We start from the raw sequence: 12,880 nt of genomic DNA, 5'->3' as shown, positions 1-12,880 counted from the left end.
GACGCCGACCGAGGAGAGCCACCCGGCCCGGCACCCCGGGCGGCACCCGGGCCGCACCGGAGCGGCCCCGGCGGCCAGGGCAGCGCAACCCGCCCACCGGCGGCCACGCGACGCCCCGGAGAAGGCGCCGCGTGGCCCGCCGACCGCCGCCACCGCGAGACAGACCCCGCCGCACACCGGCCGAAAGTCACCAGCCCGGCGCCCCGGCCGCACCAACTCCTGTCAGCCGGTGCCTCGTCAGCCCAGGGTCGCGATCCTGTCGCGGTAGCCGCGGACCGGGGCCGCGTCCTTGTACGGCTCCAGCCGGCGTTCGAAGTCCCGGACGTACTCGATCGCCCGGACCGACCGCATCTCCGCCGCCGCCCCGGCCGCTTCGGCGCCCAGCTGGCAGGCCTGGTCGAGTTCGCCGAGGCCGAGCCGGGCGGAGGCCAGGACGACCCGGCAGAACAGGCGGCTGCGGGCGTAGACGGGAGCACGCAGGTGCAGCGAGCGCTCCGCGTGCTGGGCGGCCGCGCGGAACTGCTGGAGGTCGCGGTGGCAGTGCCCGAACTCGTCGGCGAGCTGGGCCTCGTCGAAGAACCGGGCCCAGTGCGGGACCTCGTCGCCGGGCCGGGCGGCCTCCAGGGCGCGTTCGGCCCGTACCAGCGAGGCGGTGCAGGCCCGTACCTCGCCGAGCACCCCGTGGGCGCGCGCCTCGGCCGAGTGCAGAAGTGCCTGCACGACGGGTGGGGCGCTGGTGCCGACGCCCTGCTGTGCCACCCGGGCGAGCTGCACCGCCTCCCTGCCGTGCCCGAGGTAGACGGCCTGCCGGCTCATCGTGACCAGCACGTAGGAGCCGTACGCCCGGTCCGCGGCCGCCTGCGACAACCGCAGCGCCTGCACGAAGTAGCGCTGGGCGAGTCCGTGCGCCGCGATGTCGTACGACGTCCAGCCGGCGAGCCGGGTCAGGTCGGCGGCCGCCGCGAACAGCCGGCGGCCGGTCTGCTCGCCGTAGGTGCCGCGCAGCATCGGCTCGCACTCGTGCTCCAGATAGCGCACGAGGGCCTGCCGGGCGTGTCCGCCGCCGTACATGTCGTCGAGGGAGCGGAACAGTTCGCCGACCGAGCGGAGCGCGGCGATGTCGCCGCCGCTGACCCTCTGGCCGGGGCCGCGCTCGACCTGGCCGCGCTGGCGGGGCACCCCCGGGCGGCCCTGGGCGGGGACGCGCAGCGGTGGTTCGCCGCGGGCCACCCGGTCGTCGGCCCGCCCGATCAGCCAGTCCCGGCTGGGCACGACGAGGCCCGCCGGGGTGAAGGCGATCTTGCGCAGTTCGGCGTGGCTGCCGGAGTCCTTGCGCCACAGCCCGCCGACGATGTCGACGGCCTCCTCGGGGGTGGCGGCGAACTCCAGGCCGGCGTACACGGGTGCGCAGGCGTCGAGCCCGAGATCCTGGGCGCTCAGGCGGCGCCCGAGCCGGCGCGTGAAGACCTCGGCGATCAGGGCCGGGGTGGTGCCTCGGGGCTGCTGTCCGCGCAGCCACCGGGTGACGGACGTCTTGTCGTATCTCAGGTCCAGTCCGTGTTCGAGACCGAGCTGGTCCACGCGACGGGCGAGACCCGCGTTGGAGAACCCCGCTTCTGCGATGAGCGCGGCGAGCTGTCGGTTGGGCGTGCGCTGCGCGGGTCGTTCCGTCATCTGCGGTGCGGTCTCCTGCCTTTCGGGCCTCGCGGCGGCCGCCGCCCTGCCCGGATTGCCTGTGAGCAGCCGTTATGGCCTCCTGAACGGCGCGAATGTAGCGGAGCGTGAGCGGGCGATCGCACACTTCGGTGTTCATTCATCCGATCGTGTGAGAATTGCCCCCTGGGCTGACGCGACGCGGCCGGACGTACAGTGGCGTGGGCACGCTTCGTGCCTTACGAGCTTCCGAGGAGGCGCTTGCCGTGAGTGGGTTGCGGTTCGTCCGCATGGGATTCGGTGCCGAGGCCGTCGAGTACCAGGAGGCGTGGGACGAGCAGCGCCGGGTGCACGCGGCACGCTTCGGGGACGAGGTCCCCGACACCGTGCTCCTTCTCGAACACCCCCCGGTCTACACGGCCGGCCGGCGCACGGCGGACAACGAGCGCCCGCTCGACGGCACCCCGGTGATCGACGTGGACCGCGGCGGCAAGATCACCTGGCACGGCCCGGGCCAGCTGGTGGGCTACCCCATCCAGAAACTGCCGCGTCCGGTGGACGTGGTGGCGCACGTACGGCGCCTGGAGGAGGCCCTGATCCGCACCTGCGCGGAGTTCGGTCTGGAGACCACCCGCGTCGAGGGCCGCAGCGGGGTGTGGGTCCTCGGCGACCCGGTGGCCCGGCGCCCGGCGCTCGGCGGACTGTCCCTCGACTTCGACCCGCGGCTGCACGACGACGAGTTCGACCCGCGTCTGAACGGCCCCGAGTACGCCCCCTCCAACGCCGGCCAGCGCCGCGAGGACCGCAAGATCGCGGCGATCGGCATCCGGGTCGCCAAGGGCGTCACCATGCACGGCTTCTCGCTCAACGTGAACCCCGACAACGTGTGGTTCGACCGGATCATCCCGTGCGGCATCCGGGACGCGGGCGTCACCTCGCTGGCCGGCGAACTGGGCCGCGACGTGACGATCGAGGACGTGCTGCCGGTCGCCGAGCGCCATCTGCGCGAGGTCCTCGAACACGCGGAGCTGAAGCCGCGCGAGATCGACCGGGCCCCGGCCTGAGCCGCGGCATAAACCCGGCCCGCCCGACGTTGCCCGTAGGGGCGCTCGCGCCTTCGGCCCGAGCGCGGGCCCTGGGCGACAGCCCTCGACATGCCCCGCGCCGACGCCGGAGAACCATCAAAAGCACGGGCGTACCCTGGTGGACGCCGAAGAATCAAACGCTAGGGAGCCGGTCGTGTCCGCAGTCGCACCCGACGGACGCAAGATGCTGCGCCTGGAGGTCCGCAACAGCCAGACCCCCATCGAGCGCAAGCCCGAGTGGATCAAGACCCGGGCGAAAATGGGTCCCGAGTACACGAAGATGCAGAACCTCGTGAAGAGCGAGGGCCTGCACACGGTCTGCCAGGAAGCCGGCTGTCCCAACATCTACGAGTGCTGGGAGGACCGCGAGGCCACCTTCCTCATCGGCGGCGACCAGTGCACCCGGCGCTGCGACTTCTGCCAGATCGACACCGGCAAGCCCGAGGCACTGGACCGTGACGAGCCGCGCCGCGTCGGCGAGTCCGTGGTCACCATGGACCTGAACTACGCCACCATCACCGGCGTCGCGCGTGACGACCTCGCCGACGGCGGCGCCTGGCTGTACGCGGAGACGGTCCGCCAGATCCACCGGCAGACCGCGGAGCGCGCCGAGGGCCGTACCAAGGTCGAGCTCCTGGCCCCCGACTTCAACGCGGTGCCCGAGCAGCTCGCGGAGGTCTTCTCCGCCCGCCCCGAGGTCTTCGCGCACAACGTCGAGACGGTCCCGCGGATCTTCAAGCGCATCCGCCCCGGCTTCCGCTACGAGCGTTCGCTGAAGGTCATCACCGAGGCCCGCGACTACGGCCTGGTCACCAAGTCGAACCTGATCCTCGGCATGGGCGAGACCCGCGAGGAGGTCGGCGAGGCGCTCCGGCAGCTGCACGACGCGGGCTGCGAGCTGGTCACCATCACGCAGTACCTGCGTCCCTCGGTGCGCCACCACCCCGTGGAGCGCTGGGTCAAGCCGCACGAGTTCGTGGAGCTGAAGGAGGAGGCCGAGCAGATCGGCTTCTCGGGGGTCATGTCCGGCCCGCTGGTGCGTTCCTCGTACCGCGCCGGGCGGCTGTACCGGATGGCGGTCGAGAAGCGCGGCGAGTATGTCGCCTCGCAGGCCGTCTGACCGGGCTTTCGGGTCGGGCCGGTCCGGCCTGCGGCGCCGGTCCGTTCACCTGACCCACCGTCACCCGCCGTACGCCGTAAGGAGTGCGGCAACCGTGTGAACTCACGCACAAGCGACTACTCGCCAGTAGCGGCCGATATGACGCGGTCCCGACCGTCCTCGCAGCTGAGGGCACCCGTCGGGGCCGCGTCCCCGTTCGGGGGTCCCGCATCAAGGTTTCATTGGCGTTTGACCGGTCGGTCATGCCCTGGTAACACCAAACAGTGACCCTGGACTCACAGCACGTAAACCCGTACCCGCAACGGTACCGAGGGGGGACCTCCATCATGCAGGCCGCGCCCGTTCGCGCCACAGCCATCCCGTCCTTCACCGACGCGCTGCGCGCCGTCGAGTCGCTGCTCCTCAGCAGCGGCCAGCGCACCGCCCGCCGTAACGCGTGGACCTCCGTCCTGGAGGACCGCCGCCGCGCCAAGGACCGCGTCGAGGCGCAGCTCGTGGTCGATCGGACCTTCACCGCGCGCCCCTGAGCCGGCCCTCCCCCTTTCCCGCGGACACTGCCGTCGTCGGCGCCTCCGGGGCCACGTAGACTTCACGGCATGGCGAGGAAGGACACGGCAGCGGACGCTGCGAACCCCGGGCGACTCAAGCAGATTGCCCAGACCTACAAGATGACCCGCAAGGCCGACAAGAAGATCGGTCTTGTACTCGCGGGTGTCGGCATCATCACCTTCGGTGTCTTCCTCGCGATCGGTTTCCTGATCGGTCACCCCATCTATCTCGGCATCCTGGGCCTGCTGCTCGCCTTCCTCGCGACGGCGATCGTCTTCGGGCGCCGGGCCGAGCGGGCGGCCTTCGGGCAGATGGAAGGCCAGCCGGGCGCTGCGGCGGCCGTCCTGGACAACATCGGCCGGGGCTGGACGACGACGCCCGCGGTGGCGATGAACCGCAGCCAGGACGTGGTGCACCGGGCCGTCGGCAAGGCCGGCATCGTCCTGGTCGCCGAGGGCAACCCGAACCGGGTGAAGACCCTGCTGGCCGCCGAGAAGCGGAAGATGAACCGCATCGTCGCGGACGTGCCGGTGCACGACGTGATCGTGGGCACCGGCGAGGGCCAGGTCCCGCTCAAGAAGGTCCGCACGACGCTGCTGAAGTTCCCGCGCGTCCTGACCGGCCCGCAGGTCACCACGACCAACGACCGGCTGCGGGCCATGGGCGACCTGATGAACAACATGCCGCTGCCCAAGGGGCCGATGCCCAAGGGCATGAAGCTGCCGAAGGGCGGCCCGAAGGCCCGCTGACCCCTCCCGCGTCACACGTTGAAAGGGGCCGTCCGGATCACTCCGGACGGCCCCTTCGTCATGCGGTGCGCCTCGCGTTCGTCATGCGGTGCGCCTCGCCGCCGTACGGGAGGCGTCAGATCCGCACCTCGACCGTGCCGGCCAGCCGGTCGTGCAGGCCGCGCCCGTCGCGGTCCCAGATCAGGGCCGGGACGGCGAGGAACAGCAGGACCGTGCGCAGCAGCGCGCGCAGCGGGTTGACGCGGCCGGTGTCCAGGGCGATCACCCGCAGGCCGAGGAGCCGCTTGCCGGGGGTGAAGCCGACCGTGCCGACGGTGAGGACGATCAGAGCGAACAGGACGAGCGGCGCCCAGACCTGGGCCGCACGGTCATAGCTGTCCGTGATCAGGCCGTATGCGATCAAGAGACACAGGCCCCAGTCGACGGCGAGGGCGCCGAGCCGGCGGCCCGGGCGGGCGATCGAACCCGGCCCCTCCTGCGGCAGACCGAGCTGCTCGCCCCGGTATCCGAAGTCGGCACCGGCTTCCTCCATCGCCGAGCGGGGTCCGGACAGCCACGATCCGATTGCTTGCCTGTTGTCCACCCGTCCACGGTACTGCGCCCCCATATGCGCCCGGGACGGCGGGGTGTCGACAGGCTAGGCTCGAACCCGGGCCGGTTAACTTCTGCGAAACAAATGAGTCACGCCCGAGAAACCACCCGTCCCTAGGGTCGAGGTCAGCGTGTGCCACCGCACTGGCCGCACGAACGAACTACCACCCCGGCACGGGAACGGCCGGGAGTAGGAGGAGCTGGATGTTCCAGAACGCCGACGAGGCCAAGAAGTTCATCGCGGACGAGGACGTCAAGTTCATCGACGTCCGTTTCTGCGACCTGCCGGGAGTCATGCAGCACTTCACGCTGCCGGTGGAGGCCTTCGACCCGGACGAGGAACTGGCCTTCGACGGCTCCTCCATCCGCGGCTTCCAGGCCATCCACGAGTCGGACATGGCGCTGCGCGCCGACCTGTCCACCGCGCGCGTCGACCCCTTCCGCCGCGACAAGACGGTCAACATCAACTTCTTCATCCACGACCCGATCACGGGCGAGCAGTACTCCCGTGACCCGCGCAACGTGGCCAAGAAGGCCGAGGCCTACCTCGCGTCGACCGGGATCGCGGACACCGCGTACTTCGGCCCCGAGGCCGAGTTCTACGTTTTCGACAGCGTGCGGTTCCAGACCTCCGCGAACGAGTCCTTCTACCACATCGACTCCGAGGCGGGCGCCTGGAACACCGGTGCGCTGGAGGACAACCGCGGCTACAAGGTCCGCTACAAGGGCGGCTACTTCCCGACCCCGCCGGTCGACCACTTCGCCGACCTGCGTGCGGAGATCTCCCTGGAGCTGGCCGCGTCCGGCCTCCAGGTCGAGCGCCAGCACCACGAGGTGGGCACGGCCGGCCAGGCCGAGATCAACTACAAGTTCAACACGCTGCTCGCCGCGGCCGACGACCTCCAGCTCTTCAAGTACATCGTGAAGAACGTGGCCTGGCGCAACGGCAAGACCGCGACCTTCATGCCGAAGCCGATCTTCGGTGACAACGGCTCGGGCATGCACGTCCACCAGTCGCTGTGGAGCGGCGGATCCCCGCTGTTCTACGACGAGGCCGGTTACGCGGGCCTGTCGGACATGGCCCGCTACTACATCGGCGGCATCCTCAAGCACGCCCCGTCGCTGCTGGCCTTCACCAACCCGACGGTGAACTCCTACCACCGCCTGGTGCCGGGCTTCGAGGCGCCGGTCAACCTGGTGTACTCGCAGCGCAACCGCTCCGCGGCCATGCGTATCCCGATCACCGGCTCCAACCCGAAGGCCAAGCGCGTCGAGTTCCGCGCGCCCGACTCCTCCGGCAACCCGTACCTGGCCTTCTCCGCGCTGCTGCTCGCGGGCCTGGACGGCATCAAGAACAAGATCGAGCCGGCCGAGCCGATCGACAAGGACCTCTACGAGCTGGCGCCCGACGAGCACGCGGGCGTCGCGCAGGTCCCGACCTCGCTCCCGGCCGTCCTCGACCGCCTGGAGGCCGACCACGAGTTCCTGCTCGCGGGCGACGTCTTCACGTCCGACCTGATCGAGACGTGGATCGACTTCAAGCGCACCAACGAGATCGCGCCGCTCCAGCTGCGTCCGCACCCGCACGAGTTCGAGCTGTACTTCGACGTGTGACCGGACCGACGCGTCACCGGCGCCCCGTCTCCCTCCCGGAGGCGGGGCGCCGTCGTGTTTCGCCGGACTCGCTTCACAGACCGGGCACAGTCGAGGGATCATCCCTACCGACACAGTTGTTCGAGGAAGGTAACGGGGATGGCGCAACAGGAAGACGAAGAGCGCGAGTTCGACCTCCGCTGGGCGGACACCGCCGAGTACAAGGAGCCCTCGGCGCGGGCCCGGATGCTCGCCGCGCGCTGGAAGGAGAACCCGCCCGCGCCGCAGCCCTTCCGGGCCGACCCCGGCCGGTCGGCGCCCCGCCGGTCGTCCTGGGTCTCGACCACCGTCGTGCTGGGCACCGTGGTCGTGATCATCGTGCTGCTGGGCTGGGCGAACTTCCGCGCCCCCTACTAGCCGCGAGGGGCGACGTCCGCCCGCCGCTCCTTGACGGCGAGAGGGCGTGCCGGGCGTCGCGACGGGGCGACCGACGCCTGCCGCGGCACTGGTCCGCACGCGCCGCGAGTCCGCCCGCGCCGGAGCTCGGGCGGGCTTTGCCGGTCCTAGGGCGGATCGGGAGCTCCTCGTGGAAGGGGGCAGGTGCACACTGGCAGTGGGACGAGTGCCTGACTGCGGGGTGGTGCAGATGCAGAGCCGATTCCGGAGCGACCGGCGGCTGACCGTGCGGATGGCGGTCACGCTCTTTTTGCTCGGACTGTTGTACGTGGCGTTCGTCGCCGCGCTGATCGTGCTGCTGAAGTCCTGGGTGCTGGTCGTGGTCGTCGCGGCGGGGATGCTCGGCGCCCAGTACTGGTTCTCCGACCGGATCGCGCTGTGGGCGATGCGCGGGCGGATCGTGGAGCGGGAGGAGTATCCGGAGCTGCACGCGGTGATCGACCGGCTGTGCGCGATCGCGGACATGCCGAAACCGGTGGTCGCCGTGTCGCAGCTGGACATGCCGAACGCCTTCGCCACCGGGCGCAACCCCGACAACGCCGTGGTCTGTGTGACGACCGGGCTGCTGCGGCGGCTGGAGCCGGCGGAGCTGGAGGGCGTACTCGCGCACGAGCTGTCCCATGTGGCGCACAAGGACGTCGCCGTGATCACCGTCGCGTCCTTCCTCGGCGTGATCGCGGGGCTGATCGTGCGGTTCGCCTTCTACTCGCAGCTGTTCGGCGGGGGCCGGCGGGACCAGAACACCGCCGTGATCTTCGCCGCCGTGATGGGGGTGTCGGCGGCCGTCTACGCGCTCAGTTTCCTGCTCATCCGGGCCCTGTCCCGCTATCGGGAGCTCGCGGCCGACCGTGCGGCTGCGCACCTCACGGGCCGTCCCTCGGCGCTGGCGTCCGCGCTGACGAAGGTCTCCGGGGACATCGCGCGGATCCCCGTCAAGGACCTGCGGACCGCCCAGGCGTTCAACGCCTTCTACTTCACCCCGGCACTGGGCTCCGGCCCGGATGTGGCACGGCTCTTCTCCACGCACCCGAGCCTTGAGGAACGGCTCGACCAACTGGGCCGCATCTCGACCGAGTTGGGCGAGGCGGCGAAGCCGGGGAAGGCGGGCTGAGGATGGGGCTGCTGGACATCCTGCTCGGCCGGACCAAGCCGGTCGCGCCCGATCTCGACCGGCTCTTCGCGCTGCCGTCGGCCGCGGTGACGCTGGAGGCGGCGGCGGGGTTCACCCCGACCGGGGACGGCGCGGTGTGCTTCGCCACGGTCGAGGGCGCCGCCTTCGAGCAGTCGCACCGGGAGGTGCGGGCCCTGCTCGACGCGGACGCCGACCGGGACGGGTCCCCGGTGGAGCTGCGGCGCGACGACTACGGCTACTCGTGGCTCGTCTCGCACCGCTCCCCCGGGCAGCTGCCGCTTCTCGTCAACGACCTGCACGCGGTGAACAGTTCGATGGAGGTCAACGGCTTCGGCCCGCAACTGCTGTGCTCGCTGGCCGGTTTCCAGGACCCGCAGGGGCGCCGGCTCGCTCTGGTCTACCTGTACAAGCGGGGCACCTTCTACCCCTTCGCGCCGCTGCCCGGTGCGGGGCAACGGCGCGACAACCCGCTGGAGCTGCGGATCAGGGCGGCACTCGCCGACGACCTGCGGATCGAGCAGGACCTGAACCGCTGGTTCCCGCTGTGGGGGGCTCCGGGCCTGTGACCGGTGACGCCAGGCGGCGGCACCGGTGCCACCGGCGGTCTCACCCGCTCTTCTCGCGCTCCTGACGGCGGGTCTGGAGCGGGTGCTCCCGGCGGTAGCGGCGCTCCCAGCGGGCCTGCTGGTCACGGCGGTCCCGGTAGGCGCGGTAGCTCGCGGGCGTGGACCCCGGGGTGGAGCCCTGCGAGGTGGGCGCCGAGCCACGGCCGCGGCCGTACTGCGTGTAGAGGAAGAGGACGGCGACGGCGGCGAGCCACCAGAGGTGGTTTCCGAATCCCAGGACGACCAGGACGACGGTCCCGGTTATGACGATGGTGCCCATCACGGGCCTCCGTGTGCGTGGTTGGTCCGAGCGGTGATCGACGTGTCCGGCGGAACGTGGGGAGGGCGTCCGGCCGTGGGTGCGTAGAGACTAGCCCCCGAGTCAGCCGTGTGGTGCCTCTCGTGCGGGAAGCGGGGGCGGGCGCCTCCGTAACGCGTATCCAGCGTAGGGAGACGGTCACGCCGCGTGCATCTCCTTTTCCCGCGGCACGTGACCGGGGCCGTTCTGCCGCTCCCGGGTCAGATGCCGGGGGCCGCCCGCAGTACGCCCGCCGCGACGGCCGCGCACAGCGCCGCGTGGTCGGCGGCGGTCTGACGGGCGTAGCTCAGGGCGAACTCCGCGACGGCCCGCTCGAAGGTGTCCGTGTCCCCCAGGTACCCGGCGATCGCGACCCGGTCGCCGGAGCGGGCGTGCGCGCGGGCCAGCGCGGTGCCGCACAGCCGGGCGTACGCCACCAGGTCGGCCGGGGCCATGCCCGCCACGTCCGCGGAGCCCTTGGTGTCACGCAGCCGGCGCCAGTAGAAGGCGCGGCCCTGCGGCCCGGTCATCCACCCGAGGAAGATGTCGCCGGTGGCCTGGAGCAGCCGCTGCCCGGCGACGACCCGGTGCCCGGGATGGACGTACGGGCCGCCCGGCAGGTGTTCCTCCAGGACGGACCTGCGGGCCTCCTTGATCTGGAGGAACAGCGGGTCGTCGTGGTCGCGGCCGGCGAGCAGCACCAGGAAGCAGCGGGTGCCGACGCTGCCGACGCCGACGGCCTTGCGGGCCACGTCCACGAAGCGGTAGCGGTCCAGGAGGAGCCGGCGTTCCTCGGAGAGGGTGGAGCGGTAGTCGCAGAAGATCTTGCGCAGGGCGGCGGTGTCGGAGGCGCCGGCGGGTTCGAGGAGCGGCGGGTCGGTGATGATGCGCCGGCGGCCGTCGACGACCTCCGTCAGCTTGCCGAGGGACTGGAGGCTGGTGCGGCGGCGGGCCCGGGTGAGGCTGGACCCGACGTGCCGGCGCGAGCGGCCGGAGCGGACCAGGGGCAGCAGACTGCCGGCGTCGATCCGCTCGTACCAGACGTCGAGTTCGCCGCGCGGGGCCAGCCGCCGCATGGTCGTGCGGTACGCGGCCACCGCCTCCTGTGCCGCCCGGCGCACCTTGGTCTCGCCGTGGCCGTTCTCGCGGGCGGCGACGGCGACGCTGGCGGCGAGCCGTTTGACGTCCCACTCGAAGGGGCCGGGGAACGTCTCGTCGAAGTCCTTGAGGTCGAACAGCAGGGACCGCTCCGGGCACGCGTACAGGCCGAAGTTGAGCAGGTGGGCGTCGCCGCACAGCTGCACGGTCAGCCCGGAGTGCGGCTGCGCGGCGAGGTCGGCGGCCATCACGGCGGCCGCGCCGCGCAGGAAGGCGAGGGGGGAGGCGGCCATGCGCCCGTAGCGGACCGGCAGCAGCTCGGGCAGCCGGTCGCGGCCCTGGCGTTCCAGTACGGCGACGGGGTCGGGCCGTTCCACGGAGGGGATCCACAGGGCGTGCGCGGAGCGCGGGACGCGTTTGCGGGCGGCCCTGCCCCGCCGCTCGCGCTGTGCGGGGCCGGCGGGAGCGGTCATCCGCCCTGCTGCCTGTCCATCGCGCCTCCCGTTTCCCGGCCCTCGTCCCTGCGGTTCGCGCCCTCCTGAAGGCAGTGAAGGCCGGGCGGGGGGACGCCCGCACGCGGGGTACGGCGTTCGGGTGACGGCATACGGATGTCAGTGGCGTCGGGGAGGATCGGTGCGGGACGACACGGGTGGAGGTCGGTATGACGCGCAGGGCGGCCGGGGAGCGGCACATCGGGGTGCCGGAGCGCCGGGCGAGGCTCGCGCTGCGGCAGCGGGTGGCGGGCGCGGCCCGGGCGGCGAGCCCGGAGGAGGTGGCCCGTTCACTCGTCGCCCTGCACGGCACGGACCCGGCGACGGTGTACCTGTCGGTGGGCGCGCGCCTGGCGGACCCGGCGCGGACGGTGGAGGAGACGGGCCGGGCGCTGTACACGGACCGCACGCTGGTGCGGATGCACGGCATGCGGCACACCGTGTTCGTGTTCCCCACCGAGCTGACGGCCGTCGTGCACGCCTCGACGGGCCGTACGGTCGCCACCCGCGAGCGGGCCGCGCTGCTCAGGGACATGGCGAAGGCCGGGGCGCCGGACGCGGCCTGGCTGAAGGAGGTCGAGGACTCGGCGCTGGCCGCGCTGGCCCGGCGCGGGCAGGCCACGGCGGCCGAGCTCGCGGCGGACGAACCGCGGCTGCGCGAGCAGTTCGTGTACGCGGCGGGGAAGGGCTACGAGGGGCTGCACACCGTCTCGACGCGGCTGCTGAAGGTGCTGGGTGTGGAGGGCAGGGTCGTCCGGGGGCGGCCGCTGGGCTCCTGGACCTCCAGCCAGTTCCGCTGGGCGGTGGCGCCCGCGCATCCCGAACTGGACCCGGCCGGGGCGCAGGCCTCGCTGCTGGGGCGGTGGCTCGCCGTGTGCGGCCCGGCCACGGAGGCCGACCTGGCCTGGTGGACGGGGTGGCGGGTGACGGAGGTCCGCCGGGCGCTGGCGGCGGTCGGGGCCCTCCGGGTGTCGGTGGACGAGGGACCGGCGTACGTCGCCGACGGTGACGACGGCCCGGTGGCCGGGCCCGCCGAGCCGTGGGCCGCGCTGCTGCCGTCGCTCGATCCGGCGGTGATGAGCCGCCGGGAGCGCGACTGGTACCTCGCGCCCGGGCTGCGGCCCCTGCTGGTCGACGGCAGCGGCAACGTGGGGCCGACGGTGTGGTGGGACGGACGGGTGGTGGGCGGTTGGGCCCAGCGGCCGGACGGGGAGATCGTGTGGCGGCTCCTGGAGACCGACGGTTCGGGCCGGGAGGCGCGGGCGGCGATCGAGGCGGAGGCCGCCCGGCTGCGCGGCTGGGTGGGCGCGACCCGGGTGACCCCGCGCTTCCGGACACCGCTGGAGAAGGAACTGTCGGCGTGAGCGGTGACGCCTGAGACGTGACGCCTGAGACGTGAGACCTGAGCTCCGAGGCGTGATCTCTGGGACGTGACCTCTGAGGCGTGCGCCTGAGGGGTC

General features: G+C 72.2%; 13 protein-coding genes. 9 read left to right on the top strand and 4 right to left on the bottom strand.

The features are described from left to right. Positions 1 to 237: 237 nt before the first annotated feature. A complete protein-coding gene (locus AC07AZ_RS09985; RefSeq protein WP_478845711.1) occupies positions 238 to 1,674 on the bottom strand; it encodes a regulator in 1,437 nt (478 codons plus the stop codon). A gap of 200 nt (positions 1,675 to 1,874) precedes the next feature. On the opposite strand from AC07AZ_RS09985, the gene lipB reads away from it, so the two are divergent. The 4 genes from lipB (at position 1,875) to AC07AZ_RS09965 (ending at position 5,156) form a co-directional block, all read left to right on the top strand. Then, a complete protein-coding gene (lipB, locus tag AC07AZ_RS09980; protein ID WP_478845709.1) occupies positions 1,875 to 2,717 on the top strand; it encodes a lipoyl(octanoyl) transferase LipB in 843 nt (280 codons plus the stop codon). A gap of 175 nt (positions 2,718 to 2,892) precedes the next feature. Then, positions 2,893 to 3,858, top strand: a complete 966-nt coding sequence (gene lipA / locus AC07AZ_RS09975) for a lipoyl synthase (RefSeq protein ID WP_478845707.1) — start codon at positions 2,893 to 2,895, stop codon at positions 3,856 to 3,858. Between the two features lie 326 nt (positions 3,859 to 4,184). Then, positions 4,185 to 4,385 carry an SCO2195 family GlnR-regulated protein gene (locus AC07AZ_RS09970; protein WP_478845705.1) on the top strand — a complete coding sequence of 67 codons (201 nt, stop codon included), beginning with the start codon at positions 4,185 to 4,187 and terminating at the stop codon, positions 4,383 to 4,385. Between the two features lie 69 nt (positions 4,386 to 4,454). Then, entirely contained in the window at positions 4,455 to 5,156 is a 702-nt protein-coding gene (locus AC07AZ_RS09965; RefSeq protein ID WP_478845703.1) for a DUF4191 domain-containing protein, read from the top strand. Between the two features lie 115 nt (positions 5,157 to 5,271). On the opposite strand, the gene AC07AZ_RS09960 is transcribed toward AC07AZ_RS09965, so the two are convergent. Then, positions 5,272 to 5,739: an RDD family protein gene (locus AC07AZ_RS09960; protein ID WP_478845701.1), complete on the bottom strand. Its 468-nt coding sequence runs from the start codon at positions 5,737 to 5,739 to the stop codon at positions 5,272 to 5,274. A gap of 212 nt (positions 5,740 to 5,951) precedes the next feature. On the opposite strand from AC07AZ_RS09960, the gene glnA reads away from it, so the two are divergent. The 4 genes from glnA (at position 5,952) to pspAB (ending at position 9,494) form a co-directional block, all read left to right on the top strand. Next, positions 5,952 to 7,361 carry a type I glutamate--ammonia ligase gene (gene glnA, locus AC07AZ_RS09955; RefSeq protein WP_478845699.1) on the top strand — a complete coding sequence of 470 codons (1,410 nt, stop codon included), beginning with the start codon at positions 5,952 to 5,954 and terminating at the stop codon, positions 7,359 to 7,361. Positions 7,362 to 7,499: 138 nt separating this feature from the next. Further along, positions 7,500 to 7,757, top strand: coding sequence for an SCO2583/SCO2584 N-terminal domain-containing protein (locus AC07AZ_RS09950; protein ID WP_478845697.1), 258 nt, complete (start codon positions 7,500 to 7,502; stop codon positions 7,755 to 7,757). A gap of 229 nt (positions 7,758 to 7,986) precedes the next feature. Next, a complete protein-coding gene (gene htpX / locus AC07AZ_RS09945) occupies positions 7,987 to 8,907 on the top strand; it encodes a zinc metalloprotease HtpX (RefSeq protein ID WP_478845695.1) in 921 nt (306 codons plus the stop codon). A 2-nt stretch (positions 8,908 to 8,909) separates the two neighbouring features. Further along, positions 8,910 to 9,494, top strand: coding sequence for a PspA-associated protein PspAB (gene pspAB / locus AC07AZ_RS09940; protein ID WP_478845693.1), 585 nt, complete (start codon positions 8,910 to 8,912; stop codon positions 9,492 to 9,494). A 40-nt stretch (positions 9,495 to 9,534) separates the two neighbouring features. On the opposite strand, the gene AC07AZ_RS09935 is transcribed toward pspAB, so the two are convergent. Continuing rightward, on the bottom strand, positions 9,535 to 9,813 hold the full coding sequence (locus tag AC07AZ_RS09935; protein WP_478845691.1) for a hypothetical protein: 279 nt from the start codon (positions 9,811 to 9,813) through the stop codon (positions 9,535 to 9,537). 239 nt (positions 9,814 to 10,052) lie between these two features. After that, entirely contained in the window at positions 10,053 to 11,402 is a 1,350-nt protein-coding gene (locus AC07AZ_RS09930; protein WP_478845689.1) for a DUF2252 domain-containing protein, read from the bottom strand. A 188-nt stretch (positions 11,403 to 11,590) separates the two neighbouring features. Here AC07AZ_RS09930 and AC07AZ_RS09925 point away from each other — a divergent pair, with 188 nt between their 5' ends. After that, positions 11,591 to 12,784 carry a winged helix DNA-binding domain-containing protein gene (locus AC07AZ_RS09925; protein WP_478845687.1) on the top strand — a complete coding sequence of 398 codons (1,194 nt, stop codon included), beginning with the start codon at positions 11,591 to 11,593 and terminating at the stop codon, positions 12,782 to 12,784. The last annotated feature ends 96 nt before the right edge of the window (positions 12,785 to 12,880 follow it).

Source organism: Streptomyces sp. NPDC043878 (genome assembly GCF_056435735.1).
This window is presented reverse-complemented; position numbering and strand designations above follow the sequence as displayed.